The 23,571-nt window shown below is 31.5% G+C and carries 19 protein-coding genes; 16 read left to right on the plus strand and 3 right to left on the minus strand.

The genetic code is table 11. The features are described from left to right. The first annotated feature begins 11 nt into the window (after nucleotides 1-11). The 5 genes from Z054_RS0111320 to Z054_RS0111340 all read left to right on the plus strand — a co-directional run bounded on the left by Z054_RS0111320 (nucleotide 12) and on the right by Z054_RS0111340 (nucleotide 5,001). The gene (locus tag Z054_RS0111320) at nucleotides 12-1,052 is read left to right on the plus strand and encodes a helix-turn-helix domain-containing protein (protein WP_024770182.1); all 1,041 of its coding nucleotides are present in this window, start codon (nucleotides 12-14) and stop codon (nucleotides 1,050-1,052) included. Between the two features lie 99 nt (nucleotides 1,053-1,151). Continuing rightward, entirely contained in the window at nucleotides 1,152-2,882 is a 1,731-nt protein-coding gene (locus Z054_RS0111325; protein WP_024770183.1) for a S41 family peptidase, read from the plus strand. Nucleotides 2,883-2,993: 111 nt separating this feature from the next. Then, nucleotides 2,994-3,365, plus strand: a complete 372-nt coding sequence (locus Z054_RS0111330) for a hypothetical protein (protein WP_024770184.1) — start codon at nucleotides 2,994-2,996, stop codon at nucleotides 3,363-3,365. Nucleotides 3,366-3,447: 82 nt separating this feature from the next. Then, nucleotides 3,448-4,158 (plus strand): DUF2490 domain-containing protein, encoded by a 711-nt coding sequence (locus tag Z054_RS0111335; RefSeq protein WP_024770185.1) that lies wholly within the window; start codon nucleotides 3,448-3,450, stop codon nucleotides 4,156-4,158. A 9-nt stretch (nucleotides 4,159-4,167) separates the two neighbouring features. Beyond that, a complete protein-coding gene (locus Z054_RS0111340; protein WP_084050282.1) occupies nucleotides 4,168-5,001 on the plus strand; it encodes a carbonic anhydrase in 834 nt (277 codons plus the stop codon). A gap of 250 nt (nucleotides 5,002-5,251) precedes the next feature. On the opposite strand, the gene Z054_RS0111345 is transcribed toward Z054_RS0111340, so the two are convergent. The 3 genes from Z054_RS0111345 to Z054_RS31700 all read right to left on the minus strand — a co-directional run bounded on the left by Z054_RS0111345 (nucleotide 5,252) and on the right by Z054_RS31700 (nucleotide 8,103). Continuing rightward, the gene (locus Z054_RS0111345) at nucleotides 5,252-6,580 is read right to left on the minus strand and encodes an IPT/TIG domain-containing protein (protein WP_024770187.1); all 1,329 of its coding nucleotides are present in this window, start codon (nucleotides 6,578-6,580) and stop codon (nucleotides 5,252-5,254) included. Nucleotides 6,581-6,841: 261 nt separating this feature from the next. Next, nucleotides 6,842-7,540 carry a LytR/AlgR family response regulator transcription factor gene (locus Z054_RS0111350; RefSeq protein WP_035091487.1) on the minus strand — a complete coding sequence of 233 codons (699 nt, stop codon included), beginning with the start codon at nucleotides 7,538-7,540 and terminating at the stop codon, nucleotides 6,842-6,844. Further along, nucleotides 7,540-8,103, minus strand: a complete 564-nt coding sequence (locus tag Z054_RS31700; RefSeq protein WP_161635282.1) for a sensor histidine kinase — start codon at nucleotides 8,101-8,103, stop codon at nucleotides 7,540-7,542. Before Z054_RS31700 ends, Z054_RS0111350 begins: the two co-directional genes overlap by 1 nt. Before the next feature lie 761 nt (nucleotides 8,104-8,864). Here Z054_RS31700 and Z054_RS0111360 point away from each other — a divergent pair. From Z054_RS0111360 to Z054_RS0111410, 11 genes are all read left to right on the plus strand, one after another. Then, nucleotides 8,865-9,308, plus strand: coding sequence for a nuclear transport factor 2 family protein (locus Z054_RS0111360; protein ID WP_024770190.1), 444 nt, complete (start codon nucleotides 8,865-8,867; stop codon nucleotides 9,306-9,308). Between the two features lie 17 nt (nucleotides 9,309-9,325). Next, nucleotides 9,326-11,488: a DUF5916 domain-containing protein gene (locus Z054_RS0111365; protein WP_024770191.1), complete on the plus strand. Its 2,163-nt coding sequence runs from the start codon at nucleotides 9,326-9,328 to the stop codon at nucleotides 11,486-11,488. A gap of 245 nt (nucleotides 11,489-11,733) precedes the next feature. Then, nucleotides 11,734-12,627: a phospholipase A gene (locus Z054_RS0111370; RefSeq protein ID WP_084050290.1), complete on the plus strand. Its 894-nt coding sequence runs from the start codon at nucleotides 11,734-11,736 to the stop codon at nucleotides 12,625-12,627. Nucleotides 12,628-12,812: 185 nt separating this feature from the next. Next, on the plus strand, nucleotides 12,813-14,129 hold the full coding sequence (locus Z054_RS0111375; protein ID WP_024770193.1) for a cation:proton antiporter domain-containing protein: 1,317 nt from the start codon (nucleotides 12,813-12,815) through the stop codon (nucleotides 14,127-14,129). Next, nucleotides 14,129-14,845 carry a helix-turn-helix transcriptional regulator gene (locus tag Z054_RS28330; protein ID WP_051473723.1) on the plus strand — a complete coding sequence of 239 codons (717 nt, stop codon included), beginning with the start codon at nucleotides 14,129-14,131 and terminating at the stop codon, nucleotides 14,843-14,845. The genes Z054_RS0111375 and Z054_RS28330 overlap by 1 nt, the downstream gene beginning before the upstream one ends. A 126-nt stretch (nucleotides 14,846-14,971) precedes the next feature. Then, nucleotides 14,972-15,286 (plus strand): hypothetical protein, encoded by a 315-nt coding sequence (locus Z054_RS28335; RefSeq protein WP_024770194.1) that lies wholly within the window; start codon nucleotides 14,972-14,974, stop codon nucleotides 15,284-15,286. A 117-nt stretch (nucleotides 15,287-15,403) separates the two neighbouring features. Further along, nucleotides 15,404-16,204: a DNA alkylation repair protein gene (locus tag Z054_RS0111390; RefSeq protein WP_035091493.1), complete on the plus strand. Its 801-nt coding sequence runs from the start codon at nucleotides 15,404-15,406 to the stop codon at nucleotides 16,202-16,204. A 275-nt stretch (nucleotides 16,205-16,479) separates the two neighbouring features. Continuing rightward, nucleotides 16,480-17,889, plus strand: a complete 1,410-nt coding sequence (locus Z054_RS0111395; RefSeq protein ID WP_024770196.1) for a glycogen synthase — start codon at nucleotides 16,480-16,482, stop codon at nucleotides 17,887-17,889. Between the two features lies 1 nt (nucleotide 17,890). Then, nucleotides 17,891-19,162, plus strand: a complete 1,272-nt coding sequence (locus Z054_RS0111400) for a glucose-1-phosphate adenylyltransferase (protein ID WP_024770197.1) — start codon at nucleotides 17,891-17,893, stop codon at nucleotides 19,160-19,162. Between the two features lie 5 nt (nucleotides 19,163-19,167). Next, the gene (glgB, locus tag Z054_RS0111405) at nucleotides 19,168-21,078 is read left to right on the plus strand and encodes a 1,4-alpha-glucan branching protein GlgB (RefSeq protein ID WP_024770198.1); all 1,911 of its coding nucleotides are present in this window, start codon (nucleotides 19,168-19,170) and stop codon (nucleotides 21,076-21,078) included. A 64-nt stretch (nucleotides 21,079-21,142) separates the two neighbouring features. Further along, the gene (locus Z054_RS0111410; protein WP_024770199.1) at nucleotides 21,143-23,548 is read left to right on the plus strand and encodes a glycoside hydrolase family 31 protein; all 2,406 of its coding nucleotides are present in this window, start codon (nucleotides 21,143-21,145) and stop codon (nucleotides 23,546-23,548) included. The last annotated feature ends 23 nt before the right edge of the window (nucleotides 23,549-23,571 follow it).

Raw genomic sequence — 23,571 nt, forward strand, 5'->3', positions numbered from 1 at the left:
TTAATCTAAATATGAATTTATATTCTCAAATCTTATTTTTCTTTGGTGCATTAGGGGTTTTTAATAGCTTCCTGATAAGTCTTTATTTTATAATTATAAAGAAACCTAAAGATTTTTCAAATATACTATTCGGAATCTTTCTCTTATTTTTAAGTGAGCGCGCATTACGGTCTCTTATCTATTTTTTTAGTGATGCTACACCAAATTCTTACTCAGCATTTGGCCCTATTACCTTTATTTTTATTGGCCCTTTTTTGTTTTTATATGTACTATCCGTACTTAAATTAAATACTAAAAACATTAAGTATTGGAAATATCATATTGCATTTTGGATAGGTATAGCAATAGGTATACATTTTATATATCCTTTCAGAAGTGATCCTATATTTTGGAAAAGATATATTTTGGTTTCTATAAATATTCAGTGGTTATGTTATACTCTGGTTTCGGGATATTATTTGGCCAAAAGAATGAAAAACATATCTCAAAAAGAAGAGAAACTCCTTCCTATTAATTTATGGTTAGCATTTTTACTTTTAGCTGTATTAATCCTATGGTTAATGTTTTTCTTTACGAAATACTCTTATTTTGTAATAGGATCTATCACTTTTTCAGTATTGTTTTATTCTTTCTTCCTGTATTTTCTTTTTAATAAGAAACAGAAAAATCAAATTTTTGGAGATGAAAAAAAGTATGCAGATAAAAAGATTGACAACACGACAGCAAAAATACTGATAGAAAAATTAGATATCCTCATGAGTGAGCAAAAGTTGTATAAAGATCCAAATTTAAAATCTTCAGACATTGCAAAAATACTTCATATATCTACGCACCAATTTTCGCAATTTCTGAATGATAATTTAGGAAAAAGCTTTCCGGCATTTGTAAATGAATATAGAATTGAAGAAGCAAAGCTAATCATTAGGTCAAATACCAAATATACATTAGATGCAATAGGAAATGAATCTGGATTTAATTCAAAATCAACATTTTACACAGTATTTAAAAAACTTGTAGGTATGACTCCGGCAAAATACAAAGAACAGTTTTAAGTTCATATTTATAAATTCAAACCAAAACAGTCTAGTTTCATACCCAATAATTGTAACAAAACTCTGTTTTTTGTAAAAGAATTTATCAATCAATACATAATGAAAAAACAAATCAAAATTCTTTTTAATGTGTTTATATGCACATGCCTATTAACAAGCTGTATCTCTCAAGAAAAAAGTAAAACAGATGCTTTACTAAATAATGATTCTACTGTGGTTAAAAAATCAATTGTAGAAACGATTTCTAGTATTTCTGCCACAAGTATTGAAGAAATCATAGCGCATTATCACAGGCTTAAAAGAGAAAACCCGAAAGCTTATAATTTTGATGATGAAAATGAGCTTAATAATTATGGCTATCAATTACTAGATAAGGGCAAAATAAAGGATGCTATTAAGATTTTCGAACTATTGGTTGCAGAATTTCCAAATTCTTCAAATCCATATGATAGTTTAGGAGAAGCTTATCATGCCGATGGTAATAAAGAATTGGCAGTTCAGAATTATGAAAAATCTCTTAAGCTAAATTCTAAAAATATAAATGCCGAAGATTGGATCAATAAAATTAAATATGCCGAATATGATTCTACAAGATTTCATAAAGTGTATTCAATAAAACAATATAAAAATGACTTAGACGAATTAGGTCGCCGATTAACAGAAGTTAATCCTAATGCCTATAAATTCATTACTAAAGATGATTTCTGGAAAGCAATAGAAGTAAAAAAGAGCTTGATAACAGAACGTACAACTTTTAGTGAATTTATCTGGCATTGTAGTGAGATTATAGCAAATATTAGTTGTAGTCATACATCAATGGGGTATTTTAATCAAGAAAGAAAGATGATGCCTATAGATTTACGCTTTCCTATAGAAGTAAAATTAATTAGTGACAAATTATACGTGTCAGATCCGCTAATCAATAGAGAGATAGTAGTACCTAAAAGTGAAATTACCTCAATTAACGGAATTGAATTTGAAACTATCAAAAACGAAATCTATAAACATATCTCATCACAAGGTAATATCGAAACGTACAAAAAGAACTTCATTAATTCACATTCTACATCGATCATTCCTTATGCACTGGGTTTTCCAAAATCTTATGTAGTGACTATAAAAGGAAAATCTAAGCCAGTTGAATTAAAAAAACTCAAAAACTACCAAAATAATTTTCAAAAACTCCCAGAATATTTGTGCAAAGAGCAGTTGTGTTTACAGTATATGAATGATAATACATCTGCAATAATGACAATACGTTCTTTTGCTTATTATGGAAGTAAATTCCCAGAATTTAAAGCATTTATGGATACTAGTTTTAAAGAACTGGAACAAAAAAAGATTAAAAATTTAGTAATTGACGTAAGAGGAAATGGTGGTGGACCATCTGATGCCGGTATCTATTTGCTTAAATATCTTGCTCAAAAACCATTTGTATACTTTTCGAATTCTCAATTTAATGAAAAATTAGAGCCCGTTAAACCATTTGAAAATGGATTTAAAAACAATTTATATTTTACTATTGATGGAAATGGTGGTTCTACCACCGGGCATTTTATGTCGTTGGTAAAACACTTAAAGTTGGCAACTCTGGTTGGAGAAGAATTGGGCTCAAATCAATTCTGCACAGGTGGACAAAAAAGACTTAGGTTACCAAATACGGGTATCATTTATGCAGTAAGCAGAAACACCTATGTAACCACAGCAACTACACTTCCTGTTGATCGTGGTATTATGCCAGATTATACTATTACACAATCTATAGATGATTATCTAAACAATGTAGATACTGTTATGGAATATACTCTAAGACTAATTAAAAAAAAGTAATAGAACCCTGTTGTAAAAATCATGATATAGGAAAGAGGTGTTAAAGTTTGTGTTAAAAACAACTACACTACAGATAACCAATTAGTCTAAATAGATACTTTTGTTGGTATAATGAATCTTTCCTTTGTTAAATATTATTCATTTAGAGTACTAATAACTCTGATATCTGCACTTTTTTTAGGTAATAAAGCTAATGCAGATACTACTTCTTATAACAATTTAGTAACCGAATCTTTTTCTATACACAGTGTTGATAGTGATACAGATCTTGAGTATAAAGATCAAACGTTTATTGATAGTATAGACTTTGATGAATTTGAAGACAGGGAAGAAGAAGAATACTCTAAAAGTGCTTTTTGTACATTTCTAAATAGAAAGGTTACTACTAAAAATAATGATGATTTTAATAAAAAAAATTATCGATTTTCTGCTGTAAAAAGTAAGTACTATATCCTGTACTGTTGCCTAAAAGTATATTCATAAAATTATTATTTATAAATCATAAATGTTAGGGATTGACAAAAGTTAATCCCTGATTTTGATATTTAATTTTAATAATAATATTGTGAAATATATAAAAATCATACTGTTTATTATTCCAATAACAGTATTTGGTCAAAACCTGACCACAGAAAAGAGTTATAGCTTCTGGAATTCTATAATTGTCGATTACGCTATAAACAATAAAGTTTATATAAAAAATGAAGCACATTTTAGAAGAACCAGTTTTTTAAAAGAGTGGCAACAAATATTAATTAGACCTTCTATACATTATAAATCCAATGAAACTCTGGATTTTGCAGTAGGTTATAGTTTTGCAAAAAATTATAAGCCCACACATAACTTTAATGAAAACAATGTTTGGGAACAAGTGACATTATCTCATATGTCTGGGAAATCTAATTTTAAACATCGATTTAGATTTGAACAACGTTTCATTGATCAGGTTACAGAAGTAACTCCTAATGTTTTCAAAACCAATGAAACAGATTTTAAAATGCGATTTAGGTATCGTTTTACATTTCAGATTCCTTTGTTCACAGTGTATGATAATACAAAAGTAAAGGGAGTTGTTTTTGATGAAATTTGGTTGAATACAGACTCGGGGATTGTTCCTAAATCTTTAAATCAAAACTGGTTTTATGTTGGGTTATCATATCCTATACTTAAAAATACATTCATAGGACTTGGTTATATGAATGATTATGTATCAACAACGACTAATCATTTTAGGAATAACCACATTTTACAAACAACACTTAAGTTTCATATTTAAATAAAAGAAATGAAAATCTATATTAATACTGTATGTATAGTAGCAATTACAACGATAATTGTAATAACTTCTTGTACGAATACAAAAGAGAAAATTAGAAAGGAACACTCTTTAGAAATTACTAAAGAAAAAACCATTACGACAACAAATCATGCAAAAAAGCATTGGAGTTATGTAGGGGAAACGAGTCCAGAACATTGGGCAGAAATTGAAAAGAATTCAGATTGCGGAGGGAAATTTCAATCCCCTATAAATATTGTGAGTTTAAATGCAATAGTTGATACTAATTTAAAACCCTTAGCTATTCATTATGTATCTAATACCAAAATACATGATGTGGTTAATAACGGGCATTCAATTCAATATAATTTTGAAGAAGGAGATTATCTTATGTACAAGGATACTAAATATAATTTAAAGCAAATTCATTTTCATGAGTCTTCAGAACATACCATAAATGGTATTCGATATCCAATTGTAATACATATGGTACATATTAATTCTAAAGGAGAATACTTAGTTCTTGCTGTAATGGCAAAAGAAGGGAAAACCAGTGCTCCTTTCAGATTTTTAGAAAGTTATTTACCTGTTAAAAATGGGGAAACTAAAACTATAGGAATGCCATTTAATCTTAGTTATAACCTTCCAAAAGATAAAGGATATTATACCTATGTAGGATCATTGACCACACCACCATGTACTCAAGGTGTAAATTGGTTTATTTTTAAAGAACCCATCACAATATCTTTAAGACAAGTAAAAATCTTAAGAGATCTGATGCCTTTAAATAATTATAGAAATGAACAACCATTAAATGGAAGAGAAGTGAAAATGACAAAATAATTAATTCATAATAAACAGAGTTAATACATATTCTTCAAAGATAATCACTTATAAAACACGTAACAATACGTGTTTTATAAGTGATTTAATCTCATTTCAATTTTCAAATAACACTTTTAGAATAATATAATATAGCTACAAATCAGATATATTCATTTTGTAATTTTCTTCGATTGGGATTTCAATAGTATATTTCGAAAAGCAGAAAAACCCTAAAACTTAGTAAGCTCGTAATACACGTTTCAATTATTTAAAAATAATGCTTTAGTATCTTTCCATTCGCTATAACCCAAAGTGTATCCTCGTTGTATAAAACTCCTTTACAGTCTGTATCATTAGTATAATAAAGTTCCCATGATGCTCCTCCGTCTACAGTTTTAAAAATATTTTTTCCTGAGATATACCAACCAATGTCTTTGTTTTTAAATGCAAATGCTTCTGCTTTTGAGCTGCTTTCACGAATAATACTCCAGGTATCTCCTTTTGTTTCTGATTTAATAATCACATATTTTTCATCACCATTAAGGTTCTTAACATAAGCAATGGCATACCCTGTAGTTGCATCTACAAAATGAATTTTCTTGATATATTCATAATTACCCGCTTTATTTTCTATTTGTATTTCTTTATTAGTCCAGTTTCCATCTTTTAAGTATAATAGCTTAGCAGGATAGTAAGACTTGTTTTCAGGGAATGGGTATGTATATCCTCCTAACCAAACCTGACTTGAAGAAAGTGCAAAAAAAGTATCGAATTCGAAATTTGAAGGAACATTTTCATGTACTTTATCAAATGTACTACCAGTATCAGTAGATTTATAAATTCTTCCTTCTGATGTTGCGACTATGATATTAGTTTCATCATTATCAACAAAAAAATCTAATCCCCAAGAACCATTTTGAGTAAAATCATTAAGCAACTTGCTTTCTCCTCCTTTATTTTTACGGTATAAAGCCAATGATCTTAATGAGTATTCATTTTCTTTTGAACTTAAAAAGAATCCTCCATCAAGAAAATTATGATCTTGATTAATATTAGAAATACTAACTCCCCCGTTAAACGATTTGGTTACTTCAAAAACATCATTGGATGAATTATTTTGTATCGAAAAATAAACTTTTTCTTTATCAACACCTCTAAAATCCTTTATGCTTTCAATCGAATTATAATCATGATCAATTATTATCCACTTATTTTTTGTATTGTCTAATACAGCTATGTTTTTATACGAATCATTAAAAGAAATAGTCGTATTTGGAATTTCAATTTTTAAATCTGGAAGCGCACTAAGCCCCTCAGGTACTTTTATTGTTATTGCAGTATTGTTAACAATAGTAACCTCAACTGCTTTATTGTCCAGATATACTTTTGTATCGGTTATATCACTACCAAAATTTTCTCCTAGAATAGATACTAGATCGTTGACATAGGCATACTCTGTAGAAAAAGAAGTAACCTTGGCGTCTATTACTTCTATTTGTTCATTAAGATCTTGGCTATCATCTGAGTCTGAACCGCAACCAAAGGCCGTAACTAATAGTAATGTAATTAATGAGTAATTTAAAAAACGTTTTTTCATTTTGTTTGTATTCCTTTTATTTTTCCAATTAAAATTAGACCATAAACACGTACTCTATCAGCTTGTATATCCACAACCTTACTTAAATCAGTGTAAGTCTATTCCTATGGCGAATATAGTACTATGAATAACTAAAAAACAAGAGCGGGTGGTATATATTTATAAATTGAGGATGTTAATTTATATGTTTTACTGAGGATTCAAGGGAGCTAATACTACCAATAAACATTTTCAAATAGCACTCTTAGCAGAATAAAAAAACTACAAATCAGATATATTCATTTTGTAATTTTCTCCGATAGGAATTTCAATAGCATCAATTTCAATATCTTGTTTTGTATATGCTGTAATTTTATCTCGATTTACGATATAGGAACGATGCGTCCTTATAAATCGTTCATCCAATCTATCTTCGAATGCCGTTAAGCTATACTTTATAAGTCGAGTTTTATTAGATAAATGAATCTTAATGTAATCCTTCACACTTTCTATATATAAAATATCATCATAAAAGACTTTCACTTGTTTTCGATCTTCACGTATAAAAATAAAATTATCCTTTTGGGTAGTGGTAGTCTTCTCAACTTCGGTTGAGATTGATCGTGTATTTTGCAATGAGATAAATTTTTCGGTTGCCATAAAAAACCGACTAAATGTTATGGGTTTTAAAAGATAATCTACAGCATTCAATTCAAACCCGTCAAGAGCATAATCTCTATATGCCGTGGTAAATATTACATGCGGCTTAACAATAAGGTTTTTAAAAAAATCCGTACCATTTAATACAGGCATTTCTATATCGAGAAAGAGTAAATCAATTGATTGTTGTTGTAAAACTTTACTAGCTTCTATGGCACTATTACAGGATGCCACTAATTCAAAACCATCCAACTGTTTCAAATGTGTTTCGATTAGCTCTCTAGCCAATTCTTCATCATCTACTATTAAACATCTATACATTATTTAGCTTCCAAAATTAAATGAACACAATATTTATCATTTTCTTCCTTAATATCCAAAGAATAATCTTCTCCGTATAATAAATCTAATTGTTTTTGAACATTACTTAACCCAATACACTTCTGATTTTTATTTTCAACAGATATCGTTGATTTAGAATTTTCAATATTAAAAATAATATGATTGTTATCTGAGCTAATTGTGATTGAAATAAAAGCTTCCTTTAGTTCCTGACTCACACCATGTTTAAATGCATTTTCAATAAAAGTTAATAACAGTAAGGGGGCTATTTTAGAGTCCTCTGTACTACTATTTTTAAAAGAAATACGAACTCTATTTCCATACCGTATTTTTTCTAAAGCAATATAATTCTCAATCAACTCTATTTCTTTTTGGATAGAAACAAATTTGCTATTACAGCGATACAGCATATAATCCAAAATATCGGATAGTTTTTCAATCACTTCTGGTGCCTGATCTGATTTTTTTATGGCTAGAGCATACAAATTATTAAGTGTATTGAATAAAAAATGCGGATTTAATTGATTTTTCAGAGCAGTCAATTCGGCTATTTTTTTCTGTTCATTGAGTTTTAAATAATTCTGTTGGTTTTTATAAAACCTGAACATTAAAAGTAGGGCAGTAGGGGTTAAAAATTTAATACTCTTACTTAAAAAAACCGAAAAACTTGAAAGCCTTTCCCAAAAAGATTGTTTTGCATAATGTTGCACTATTGGGCTATAATATTCAAAGTACCTAACGTCATAGTAGTATATTCTATAAAGAATATACAAGGCGTACATAAAAACCAATAGTATAATCAACCATAGAGCAAACAAACCTGTTTTTCCCTTATTCAAAAAAACTGGAACCAAATAGTATAGACAAGTGTATGCCAGCAGTATTTGTATTGCAATGAAGATTATATAAGACTCAACTATTTGTAGATAGCTGTTATAGTTATCAATATTAGCAGATAATGTGAAATACAAGAATATACCCATCCAGAACAATACGTGTCGTATTTCTGATTTATTAAAGTATGTTTTTAAAGACTCCATATACCAAATAGCAAATATAACTTATACAACTCGCATAAAGATTATTTATCTACCAAGCTAGTATTTATAGCTACAAATAGGCAAAAATCAATGACCAAAACCTAAAAAGGCCTTAATCGACAAAATTTTCTCTTCGGTCTACTTTTTAAAAACCGTATGAATATCAACCATAGTTTTGATCAAACTTAAGATACAAAACCATGAAACGTCTATTTTTTACCACGCTCCCTTTTTGTTTTTTAATTGTTTTATCACAAAACAAGATGATTAACCATGATAAAACTATTATAAATAACGATATGCCTTTTTATAATAGTTTAAACGCGATAGTCAAAACAAACCATTCATTATCAGAAAAGGAAATGATTGAAAAAACACTTAAGAATTATATTCAAGGGAGTTCTTATAATGATGTAAAAAAACTAGAAAGTGCCTTTACTGCTGATGCAACTTTATATCTTACAGTAAGAGATACATTTAAAAGATTAACTCCAACAGATTATCTCAGGTTTTTTAAGAATAAGAAAAAAGGAGCCTATAATGGAAGAATAGGAAATATTCTTTCTATCGAGATACACCGTGATATAGCCACAGCCAAAGTCGAAATTTTAATACCTGAAAGAAAATTAAAATTGATAGATCTTTTTCTATTAAAAAAGCTAAAGGATGATTGGAAAATAATTAGCAAAACAGCAACACGATTATAGATTTTTAAATTTTATATATGAAAAAAATACTTCTGATAGTACTTTGTTTTTTTTCTGCTTTACATACTCAGGCGCAAACAAAAACAATTCAATTTAAGAATGCTACAATTACTATAGACGGTCAGTTAGAGGAGCCTATTTGGAATGAACTTCATGAGCATACAGGATTTTATAATTATATGCCAACAGATGAAGGGTTAGCAGAAAATCAAACTTCTGTAAAACTATTTCATGATGGAGAATATTTATATGTGAGTTTAATTTATAATGATACTACAACAAAAACACGAGTTAATTCATTAAAACGAGATGTTCCTATAGGGTTAAGTGATGGATTTGCCATGGTTTTGGATACTCAAAATCAACAACAAAGTGCATATTATTTTTCAGTAAATAGTTACAGTACACAAATAGATGGTCTTGTTGAACGTATCAATGAAGGGTATAGTTTCAGTACAAGCTGGAGTACGGTATGGAAAGCCAAAGCTTTTATTAATGGAAAGCAAAAGCAATATGAAATAGCTATTCCATTAAAGGCACTAAATTTTAATGCGAATAATGCTGTTTTCGGAGTTCAGTTTTATGTTAGAGATATTAAAAAGAATTCCTGGACTATTTTAAAAAATGTAAAACGAAACTATCGCCTTTTTGACTTACGTTTTACAGAAAAAATGACCGTTGAAGCATTGCCTAATACATCAATTTCACGTTTTACGACAACACCATCTATTACCGCAAATTATCAGAATGATGTGGTGGATGATGATACAAAAACTACTTTTAAACCAAGTTTAGATGTGCAATATAATGTAACTTCTTCTTTACGATTAGATGCGACAATAAATCCTGATTTTTCGCAGATTGATATTGACCAACAGGTAACAAACCTTACTCGGTTTTCGATTTTTTTTCCAGAAAGACGTAATTTTTTTCTTGAAAATTCAGATCTATTTTCAAATCTTGGTGTTGATGGAGTAAATCCTTTTTACTCAAGGCGTATTGGAGCAAATTCAGATATTCAATTTGGATTAAAATTATCAGGAAATGTATCTCCAAAAACTAGAATTGGAATTTTAGACGTACAAACAGATAAAGAAAACGAAATTGCATCAGAAAATTTTGGAGCCCTGGTTGCCGAGCAGCAATTATCAAAAAAATTTACTGCAACTGGTTTTCTTATCAATCGCCAACAAACAGATAAATTTAAATTCACTAATGACTATAATCGGGTAGTAGGAATCAATCTCAATTATAAATCAGATAATAATAAATGGCTTGGTTTGGCAAATTATGGAAAGAGTTTTAATGATGGGATTTCTAAAGACAATAATTTTTATAATGCAGCAATTTGGTTTAATAAAAGAGGATTAAGCTGGAATGCTTCTATCAAAAATCTAGGTAAAAACTATATAACAGATGTTGGTTTTACACCTAGATTGTATAATTATGATGCTATTAATGATGTTGTTATAAGAGAAGGGTATACCCAAACTACTGCGGGATTAGAGTACGAGAAATTTTATGAAAAATCAAAAAGATTAAACTCTGTTCGTTATTTAAATTATAAGAATGATACCTATTTTGATGAACATGGTAAATTGAATCAGTCATCACACTTCTTAAACTCAGCTATATTCTTTAAAAATCTATCAGCTATATATTATGTGTTTAAATATGATTATGTTGATTTAAGATATGGTTTTGATCCATTGGGGAATGGTAATTCTTTAACCCCAGATGAGTATCGTTTTGGTATTTTAAAGGTTGGATACAATTCTGCCAATAATCAAAAATTAAGATACCGTTTTAATGTGCAAAAAGGGAATTATTATAGCGGAAAAAGAATAGCTGTGGGAGCATATTTAAATTATCAGTTATTACCTTTTGCTAATTTAGAATTAAGGTATGATATTAATAAAATTGATTTGAATCTGTTAGGAAAAGAAACTTTTCATTTAACTCGTTTTACGGGGCAAGTTTTCTTTTCAAATCGTTTAAACTGGACAACCTATGTGCAGTACAATACACAACGAGATAATTTTAATATCAACAGCAGATTACAATGGGAATACAAACCTTTATCATATGTATATTTGGTTGTTTCTGATAATTATAACAAAGATATCACTCGTACAAACTGGGGAGTCGCCTTTAAAATGAATTATCGATTTGATTTTTAATCTTTAGACTTTTAGAAAGTAGACGTAGTACAAGATGTATTTATTAAAGCAGAAAGTATTGTATATGGAATAGAGAGTATCCTTTTTTGTGTACAAATAATTTACTCTATTTGATAAATAGTTACTTGTTAAAAGTATGTATATTTATCCCATCCTACATTTTAAAAATTACATATATACCTCATTTAGAATATTAGGAATCATTTTCAATATAGTTGAGTATTAAGAGTAAGAAAATTGCATTCGTGAAAGTATTTATTTCTCTAATTTTATTGGTTTTTACCTACTCTTTTAGTTTGGGTCAAACCATAATCCATGATCCGGGAGGAAATTTATCCCAACGTTGGCTAATCAATAATGATACTATTAAACTTTTTAAAATAGTACCATATAAACCAGTCTATTTCTTGCTGGCCAACTATACCAGTGATATAAATAATCAACCCATAAGTGATAACCCAATAAATTCTGTAGATGAATCTTCTGATTTTTCAAATACCGAATTAAAATTTCAACTTAGTTTTAAAACCAGAGCTGTAAGAAACATATTTGGTAAAAAGATAGGCGGTGATTTATGGGCTGCCTATACTCAATCTTCTAGATGGCAACTATACAGTGCACATATCTCCAGACCTTTTAGAGAAACTAATTATGAACCAGAATTTATGCTAACCTTTCCTACAGCTTATAAAATTTGGGGACTCAATGGTGTATTTGCAGGGATTGGTGTTAATCATCAAAGTAATGGGAGGTCAAATCCCTTATCCAGAAGTTGGAACCGGGTTATTTTACAGGTTGGATGGGAAACCCCTTCTTTAAGTATTGTACTACGACCATGGTGGCGTGTACAAGAAACTCCTATAGAAGACAACAACCCGGGAATAGAAAATTATATAGGAAGAGTGGAATTATTATCGGCATTCTCTAGAGGAAGACATGATGTAAGCATAATAGCAAGGCATTCATTACGAGGAGGAAGTAGAAATCGAGGTAGTATTAAGTTGGATTATGCAATTAAAGTACTGGATCTATTACAGATTCATGCACAGGTATTTCATGGATATGGAGAAAGCCTTATAGATTATAATCATAAACAAACTACTGTTGGGATCGGGTTATCCCTTTTACAATGGAGGTAATATTTTCTAGAATAGAATACGATAGGTAAATTTTATAGTATTATGTTTTAGTAAAAACCTCTACCTCTGGAGTATACTTATATCAAACTATAAAGTAGTTAAAAGTAACTCTTTTACTTTAAAATAATTTACTATCTTTTCATTCGTTTATAGATCATCTAAATATAATCAACCAAGACCTCCTTATGGAAATTTTCTCTTCTTACAATGTTATTATAGGAATTTCGCTTATTATCATCTTATCCTTTATCTTTAATGGAGTTGCCAAAAAAACTAATGTTCCTGCGGTACTACTATTAATTGTTCTGGGGATTATCATACAATATATTCTTAAAGCTTTTGGAGGCGATACTATTGATTTTTTCCCAATGCTGGAAATGCTGGGTATTGTAGGGTTGATTATGATCGTTCTCGAGGCAGCCTTGGAGTTAGAGTTAAAAAGTGATAAACTCATGCCCATTCTTAAATCGATGGCCATTGCTTTAATTGGATTGGTAGCCTCTACATTTATAGCAGCTGTGATTTTAAAAGCATTAGTAAAAGGAATGACAATGCAATCTGCATGGTTGTATGCCACACCATTATCTATATTATCCAGTGCAATTATTATACCTAGCGTATCATCACTGCCAACTGCAAAAAAAGAATTTCATATCTATGAAAGTACATTTTCTGATATTCTGGGAATTATGCTGTTTTATTTCCTTACCGGAAGATTAAATCCAGCAGAAGATTCGGGAGTAGGTGGTTTTTTTCTTAATCTAATTCTTACGATTGTGATTTCGTTAGTAGCTAGTTATGCTATTATTCTGATATTTCAGAAGATCAAAAGCCAGGTAAAACTGTTTTTACTTATCGCAGTACTATTGTTATTATACGCTTTAGGAAAAAAAATGCACTTATCATCATTAATAATCATTCTGATCTTTGGATTAGTTATTGCCAATATGAAATTATTTTTTCAAGGAAAACTTAGAGGATACCTTCATCTCGAAAAAGCAAAATCTATCTATCATGAGTTGCACGTAATTACTGCAGAAACTGCCTTTGTGATACGTACATTGTTCTTTGTGATTTTCGGAATTACCATTGTGCTTTCTTCCTTGTTAAGTCTAAAAGTTACTCTGATTAGTCTTTTGATATTAATCTCTATTTATGTTATACGATATGGGTTGCTACGCCTTTTTATGGGAAAAGATATTTCACCCCAATTGTTTATTGCACCAAGGGGGTTAATTACAGTACTTTTATTTTATGCTATCCCCGCAGAAGCTATGATTGAAGGATTCGAACCGGGAATATTGTTATTTGTAATTATAGGTACTAGCTTGATTATGACAGGAGGGATGATAAGAGATAAAAAAATGAATCCAACTCAAGAATTGGAAACAGCAGAACCTAATGAAAGTATAGAAGAAACTGAATACTTTATTAATAACACAACAGATCTAAGTGAGATTGATGATGCTTTATCATCATCTGATGAACATGAAACCGAATAATGAAACGTTTACATCGATTAACAGCCATATTAGTAAAATTACAATCCAAAAAAGTTGTTCAGGCAGCAGAACTCGCGAATAAGTTTGATGTGAGTTTACGTACCATATATAGAGATATGCAGGCTCTCACTGATGCAGGAGTGCCAATTGGCGCCGAAGCAGGTACAGGATATTATCTGGTAGATGGGTACTCTTTACCACCAGTTATGTTTACCGAAAAAGAGGCAAATGCACTACTTACTGCGTCCAAAATTATAAAAACCAATAATGACCAATCCCTGATTAATGAATATCAGGAAGCTATAGATAAGGTAATTGCAGTACTTAAAACTACACAAAAAGAAAAACTCAAAATTCTAGAAGAACGCGTTTTTACGTATAACAGAACTGCAATTCACCCAAGTACTTCTTTATCTGTCATTCAACAAGCCATTACAGATTTTAGAGTGCTCGAAATCCAATACACCAAAGCATCCGGGGAGTATAGTAAAAGGTTGATTGAACCACTTGGAGCTTATTTTACTAACAATACCTGGATTATGATTGCTCATTGTAGATTAAGAAAAGATTACCGTGAGTTTAGAACAGATCGTATTGTTAATCTTATTGAAACTCAAGAACTTTTTTCTCCTAAACATTTTAGTCTGGAAGATTATTACAAAAAAAGAGCTGAAGAGTGTAGCTATTCAACTTTTCCAAAAGAAAAATACTACTGACATAGGGTTGTCACAGGTGTGATTTAGTTTTGATGAAAATCATAAATTACAAACAATTAATCCTAATCAATTATGGTAAGCCTATTGTTTAATTGTGCAACAAAACTTAATCAAAACCCTTTGTTAATGAAAACCAGAAGTAAAGTAGTAGAAGTTGTATTATTTGAAGTAAATCCAGGATATTCAAATACAGAAGCCGAAAAAGCATTATCTTCTTTAAATGATGTTTTAAAACTATATTACGGATTTATAGAAAGAACTACAGCAAAAAATGGAGATGGAAAATATATAGATATTGTGTATTGGAGTGATATGAAATCTGCCAAAGATGCAGCTACAGATATTATGAAAAACGATATAGCCACTTCGGCTTTTAGTATCATTAAACCCGAATCGGTTCAAATGCATCACTTTGATACTTTTAATCAATTTGAAGAATAATTCTTTTTTTAAGTATTAAAATACCCTCTTCTACGAAGGGGGTTAAGAAACTTACTTTTCTTACCTATACACTATTTTTTTACATTTGAAAAAGTACATTATACACATATCATTACTATGATTCCAGAACATATTCTTAATAGAAAAGGAGCTAGAAGTTTTAAAGACCTTGATACCGAAGTTATATCCTATTTAAATAAAGGATTGATCCAAACTGCAAATCTTATGGAGTGGCTTACTGTGGACCAGTTGGTACTCTTAAAAAAGATTCTTGATGATCTAAAAAAGCCGGATTGGTATGATAGCTTTTATGAGGCCGTGTCAGCCCAAAAGAAACCTTCTGCTAATGCTAATACCAAAGTTATAGGAATGACATTTCTACAGCTAACCAATGACCAAAGTATTATTGATTACCTTTCTAATCATACTTCTGATGTACCACGGTGCTGGGCTACATATTGGGCAGGTCTTCGAGAAAGCGAAATTGATAAAAAACTTAAAGTCATTGCTCCTTATGCAGCAGATGTACACTTTGGAGTTAGAGAAGTAGCAATATTTGCCTGTAAAGAAGCTATTATTGAGAATCTGGATATGGCAATAGATATTTTATCAGAATGGACTTCTAGTACTGATGAAAATGTTAGACGATATGCTGTAGAAACTACACGTCCCATAGGAGTGTGGACCAAAAAAATAGATGAACTCAAAGAATACCCAGAAAAAGGGATTCCATTACTAGACCCTCTTAAATCGGATTCTTCTAAATATGTTAGGGATTCTGTTGGCAACTGGCTAAATGATGCCAGCAAAACCAGGCCAGATTGGGTGAAAAATATATGCGCCAGATGGGCAAAAGAATCCACGACCAAAGAAACACAGTATATTCTTAAAAAAGCACTGCGAACTATAAATAAGTAAAGATGAGTTCTAAGATAGAATATCAGGATTTCTATTTTTCAACAGAATCTAATCTTAATACCAACTAGTCATAAAATGATATAATATAGTTCATCCTATTGCGAATTCTTCACTGAATGTTGATAATGAAATTTTTTGGTTATTTTTTTATTAAATAATCATTAACACTGCTTGTTTTTGAGATAATTACAATCAGTATCTATTGGGTTTTTCATAGTTTTAAATGATTTTTAAATCAATAAAAACAAGTTAAAAAAAATAGGTTCGTTTTATTCATGAATATTCTTCATACAAGTTTTGAATGTTATCCCATTGCCAAAGTTGGTGGGCTGGCAGACGTTGTAGGGGCTTTGCCAAAATACCAAAACAAAATGGAGCTTACTACTAGTGTAATAACTCCATTTTATGATAATCAATTTGTCAAGGATTCGAAGCTCAAAACGATATACAAAAGCACAATACAGTTAGGAGAGCTCAGATATCCATATGTCATAGAAAAAATAAAATCTCCTGATATTGGATTCAATGCATATCTCGTATATATCAAAGGAGTATTAGATAGGCCCAATGTGTATAATTACGAGGATGATGCAGAGCGATGCATTACTTTTCAATTAGCAGTTTTGGATTGGATAACAAGTTTAGAGGAGATGCCTGATGTAGTTCACTGTCATGATCATCATACGGCATTGATTCCTTTTTTGATGACCCATGCAAAACCATATGTAAACCTTCAGAAAACACCTACAGTCTTAACTATTCATAATGCACAATACCAAGGGCAGTTATCATATGATAAATTACATTACTTACCTGCTTTCGATAAAGAGAAAATAGGGCTGCTAGACTGGGATAACTGTATTAATCCATTGGCTTCAGGAATTAAATGTGCTTGGAGAGTAACTACGGTTTCCCCAAGTTATATGGAAGAGCTGCAAGATAACGCAAATGGCCTGGAAGGACTTTTAAGGCATGAAAGAAAAAAATGTATAGGAATCCTTAATGGTATTGATACTCATACCTGGAACCCCGAAACAGATCCAATGGTAATTAGCAATTATCAAGAGTCTAATGTAGTTTTTGCCAAAAACGAAAATAAAAAATGGATCTGTACTCATTATGATTTAGACATAGATAAACCTCTTTTTGGCTTTATTGGACGGTTAGTAGGAGAAAAAGGAGCAGATCTCCTACCAGACATTATTAGAGAATCTCTGTGCACTACAGATATAAACATTATGATTTTGGGTTCTGGAAATCCCGAAACAGAAGAGCAATTGCGAGCATTACAAGAAAAATTTACCGGTAGATATAATGCATACATAGGGTATGATGAAAAGTTATCTCATATCATTTATGCAGGAGTAGATTTTTTATTAATGCCGTCTCGGGTAGAGCCTTGCGGCCTTAATCAGATGTATGCATTGCGGTATGGAACCATTCCTATAGTTAGAAGAATCGGTGGACTTAAGGATACAGTTATTGATGTAGGAGAAGAAGGTTTTGGGATATGTCATGATAATGCCTCAGTGCAGGATGTTTGCTATGCAATAGAACGTGCAGTAAACCTATATAATGATCAAATAAAATATAGAAATATACAAAAACAAGTAATGAAAATCGATCACTCATGGGATCGATCTGCTCATCAATATATTGCCATATACAAATCACTAATATCATAAAATGATCAATAAAAAAGTTCTTGCCATTATTTTAGGAGGAGGTCAGGGAACCCGATTATCCCCACTTACAGATCAACGATCTAAACCTGCAGTATCTATAGCTGGAAAGTACAGGTTAGTAGATATTCCTATTTCTAATTGTATACATTGTGATATAAAAAGAATGTTCGTGCTTACTCAGTTTAACTCTGCATCCTTGAATAGGCACATTAAGAACACTTACATTTTTAGTAATTTTAGTGATGCTTTTGTTGATATTCTGGCAGCAGAGCAAACTCCTGATAATAAAACATGGTATCAAGGTACTGCAGATGCAGTACGCCAATCGATGTATCAATTATTAAACCATGAGTTCGAATACGCATTGATCTTATCTGGTGATCAGTTATATCAAATGGATTTTAATGAGATGTTAGATGCGCATGTAGATAAGGGAGCCGATATTTCTATCGCAACTATTCCTGTTAAATCTAAAGAAGCCACTCAGTTTGGGATCCTAAAAACAGATGAGGATAGTTTTATCTCTTCTTTTGTAGAAAAACCAGATCTGGAAGAACTTTCTGGATGGGAGTCTGAAGTAAGTGATGAAATGAAAAAAGAGAACAGACATTATCTTGCATCCATGGGGATTTATGTATTTAATAAACAACTTCTGGTTGATATTTTATCAAATCCAGATACTGTTGACTTCGGAAAAGAAATTATTCCACAGGCAATTTCAAAAAATAAAGTATTGGCATATCAATATGAAGGATATTGGACAGATATTGGAAATGTACCTGCTTTTTTTGAAGCAAACATTAACTTAACCGATGATATTCCTCAATTCGATTTATTCAACAATGAAAATTCGGTTTTAACCAGGCCACGTATACTTCCTCCTTCAAAAATTTCGGGCACCCAATTAAACAAATCCATGATTGCCGAAGGTTGTATTATTAATGCTAAAGAAATAGAACGCTCAGTAATTGGTATTCGCTCAAGAATCGGAGACGATACAATGATCAAAAACACCTATATGATCGGAAGTAATACTTATCAAAATATGAATGAATTAGAAAATGATCGCGATAATGGGATTCCGCCGATCGGTGTAGGAGATCGATGTTCTATTACTAATACTATTATCGATAAAGATGCTAGGATAGGAAATGATGTTGTTATTAATGGAGGAACTCATCTTGAAGACACCGAACAAGATTCATATGTAATAAGAGAAGGAGTTGTTGTTATAAAAAAGGGGACTGTAATCCCTGATGGATTTAAATTATAGTGTGTATGGATAGTGTAACTCCTTGTAGTTTCTTTTCAGAATTTGATATAAACCTTTTTAAAACAGGTAAACACTATCGTTTATACGAAAAATTCGGTTCTCATATCACTACAATTAATGGAGTAGAGGGTACTTATTTTTCCGTTTGGGCACCGTCAGCAAAATCTGTTTCTGTAATTGGAGATTTTAATCATTGGATTGAAGGAAAACATCAATTACATGTGAGATGGGATGAGTCCGGAATATGGGAAGGCTTTATCCCGAGTATAGGAAAAGGAAGTGTCTATAAATATAAAATTCATTCTAATCATAATGATATCAAGACAGAAAAAGCAGATCCTTATGCCCGGCGGTGTGAGCATCCTCCAAAAACGGCTTCTGTTGTCTGGGATGATAAATATAATTGGGAAGATGCGGCATGGATGAAAAAACGCAAAGAACACAATGCTCTTGATGCTCCCTATTCTGTATATGAAGTGCATTTAGGTTCCTGGAAAAAAAAGATAGAAGAAGATCGATCTTTATCATATATAGAACTGTCTGATGAATTGGTTTCTTATGTCAAAGAAATGCAATTTACTCATGTAGAATTGATGCCAGTGATGGAGTATCCTTATGATCCCTCATGGGGATATCAGCTTACAGGATATTTTGCACCTACATCTCGTTTTGGGTATCCAGAAGAATTTAAAGTATTGGTAGATAAACTTCACCAAAATGATATTGGTATTATCCTGGATTGGGTACCATCACATTTTCCTGAAGACGCTCATGGATTAGGTTTTTTTGACGGAACATGCCTCTATGAACATCCCGATAGAAAAAAAGGGTATCATCCAGATTGGAAAAGTTTAATATTTAACTACGGAAGAAATGAAGTAAAAAGCTTTCTGATTAGTAATGCTATTTTTTGGTTGGATCAATATCATGCTGATGGATTACGTGTAGATGCAGTAGCTTCTATATTATTTTTGGATTATTCTCGTGAGGATGGAGAATGGGAACCTAATATATATGGCGGTAGAGAAAACCTTGAGGCTATTTCTTTTATGAAAGAATTAAATGAAGAAGTATATAGTAGTTTTCCCGATGTGCAAACCATAGCAGAGGAATCTACATCGTTTCCTATGGTTTCTAAGCCTACATATCTGGGAGGGTTAGGTTTTGGGATGAAGTGGATGATGGGATGGATGCATGATACACTACAGTATTTTGCAAAAGAACCAATTTATAGAAAGCACCACCAAAATGATCTTACCTTTAGTATGACCTATGCATTTACAGAAAATTTTATGCTTCCATTATCACATGATGAAGTAGTTCACGGTAAAAGCAGTATACTTGGAAGAATGCCAGGAGATGAATGGCAGCAGTTTGCCAATCTTAGATTGCTATATACCTATATGTTCACACATCCAGGTGTAAACCTTTTGTTTATGGGAGCCGAACTAGGGCAGCGAGAAGAATGGAATTTTCAGAATAGCTTAGATTGGTATATACTTCAGTATACATATCATTCTGGAATTCAGAAAATAATAAAAGATTTAAATGTACTATACAGAAAATACCCTGCATTATATCAAAAACAGTTTAGTACATCGGGGTTTGAGTGGATAAGTTATGACGATCATGAAAATTCTGTTATCGCCTATATGCGAAAAGGAAATGAAAAAGAAACTCTCTTGATTATTGTTTGCAATTTTACTCCAATACCAAGGACAAATTATCGTATTGGATTGCCAGATAAAGGAAAACTGATACAACTATTTAATAGTGATGCCAAAGTATATGGGGGTAGTGGTGTTTCAAATAAAAAAGAATTGGTTATAGCATCAAAAAAATGGCACAATCAAAAATATTCTGTAGCGGTTGATATTCCTCCTTTAGGAGCAGTTGTATTTAAGATTAATAAATAAGTACCTATAAAAAAATATAAACAGTAGAAGTCTCCCAAACCTAACTAATCGAAAAAAGAAAAATATGATTACTAATACAGAACTAGAGCAAAAAGGGAATTTGTTTCCTGGTAAGATCATTTCCTTTTCGCAACATGTAGATACATTAAATTTTACCACAGAAAATGGAGTAATTTTACAAGTTACTATTCTAAGAGGAAGTGTAATTCGTTTTCGATATGCTACCGATAATAATTTTGAAAAAGACTTCTCTTATGCTATAAGTGAAACCGGTGCCAGGGGGTATAGTATGCTGAAAGTCGATGAGACGGATATAGAATATACTATTACTACTTCAAAAATTAGCATTTGTATTGCTAAAGCAAATATACATGTAACTATTTATGATAGTGAAGGCAATATTATCTGTAAAGATGATTGGGGTTTTCATTGGGAGCAAAGCTATGAGTATGGAGGAAATATTGTAAAGATGAGTAAGTCTGCACCTCAAGGGGAGTGTTATTATGGCCTTGGAGATAAACCCATGCACCTTAATCTAAAAGGGAAACGTTTAGAAAACTGGGCAACCGACCAATATGCTTTTGGCAAAGACCAAGATCCATTATATAAAAGTGTTCCTTTTTATATTGGGATGTATGAAGAAAGAGCCTATGGGATATTTTTTGATAATACATTCAAGACCTTTTTTGATTTTTGCCATGAGCGACGTAATGTAACTAGTTTTTGGGCACAAGGTGGAGAAATGAATTATTATTTCTTCTATGGCCCCAATATGCAAGATGTAGTTACACGATATACAGATTTAACCGGTAAGCCAGAATTACCACCGTTATGGGCGTTAGGATATCATCAATGTAAATGGAGTTATTATCCCGAGAAAAAAGTAAAAGAAGTAACTCATAAATTCAGAGAGCTCAGGATCCCTTGTGATGCCATATATCTTGATATCGATTACATGGATGGTTTCAGGTGTTTTACCTGGAATAAAGAATATTTCCCAGATCCAAAACGTATGGTAGCCGAACTGGCAGAAGATGGATTTAAAACAGTAGTCATCATTGATCCCGGAATCAAAATTGACGACGAATATTCTGTATATCAGGAGGCGATGAAAAATGATTATTTCTGTAAAAGAGCCGACGGCCCTTATATGAGAGGAAAAGTATGGCCTGGAGAATGTTTCTTTCCAGATTTCACAAATCCCAAAGTTAGAGAGTGGTGGGCTGGGTTATTTAAAGAAATTATTGATGAGATAGGGGTAAAAGGAGTGTGGAATGATATGAATGAGCCTGCTGTAATGGAAGTCCCTGGTAAAACATTTCCAGATGATGTACGTCATAGTTATGATGGTAATTATTGTAGTCATAGAAAAGCACATAATATATATGGCACTCAAATGGCTAGAGCGACCTATGAGGGTGTAAAACGATTTGCATATCCTAAGCGACCATTTATCATCACACGATCTGCATATTCTGGAGCGCAGCGTTATACTTCTTCATGGACAGGAGATAATGTGGCTACCTGGGAACATCTTTGGATAGCCAATATCCAGGCACAGCGTATGAGTATGAGTGGCATGTCTTTTACCGGTAGTGATATTGGTGGTTTTGCAGAACATCCTACAGGAGAGTTATATGCCAGATGGATTCAACTAGGAGTATTTCATCCCTTCTGTCGTACACATTCTTCGGGAGATCACGGTAATCAAGAACCATGGACCTTTGGAGAAGAAGTTGTAGATGTAACCAGAAAATATGTAGAATTACGCTACCAACTATTACCATATTTGTATACCATGTTCTGGGAATATGCCGAAGCAGGAATTCCCATGCTAAAATCCCTGGTGTTATATGATCAATTAGATCTACAAACACATTATAGAACCGATGAATTTATATTTGGAAACCAAATTCTCGTATGTCCAATACAAGAACCTAATGCCAAAGGTAGAAGAATGTATATCCCAAACGGAAATTGGTATAACTACTGGACCAGAAGTTATGTGAAAGGAGGGAGAGAAAAATGGGTAGACGCCGATCTGGATATCATTCCTTTATTTATTAAAGAAGGAGCAATTATTCCTAAATATCCAGTTCAACAGTATGTTGGAGAAAAGAAGATAGAAGAATTAAAACTAGAGGCATATTATAAATTAGGAAATAGAGAAGTATCTAAAGTTTATGAGGATGCTCAGGATGGTTATGACTATGCCAAAGGAAGATATAGTCTTAGAAGTTTTTCCTTTACGGGGAAAGAAAATGAAGTTATTATTCAGCAACATAAAGACGGTAGTTATATCACCGAATATGAAACTATGCAAATAGAACTAATAGGGCTTCCGTTTAAAATAAATGAAATTGAAATCGATAATGTTGTGGTCTCATTTGAAAGTGTACATTTTGATACCGAAAATAATGTGCTAATTGTCCCTAAAAGTTTTACAGAACTTCATATTATAGCTAAGTAATTACCTTTTATCGAGCAATAAAG

The organism is Aquimarina macrocephali JAMB N27 (assembly GCF_000520995.1).
Classification (GTDB): Bacteria; Bacteroidota; Bacteroidia; order Flavobacteriales; family Flavobacteriaceae; genus Aquimarina; species Aquimarina macrocephali.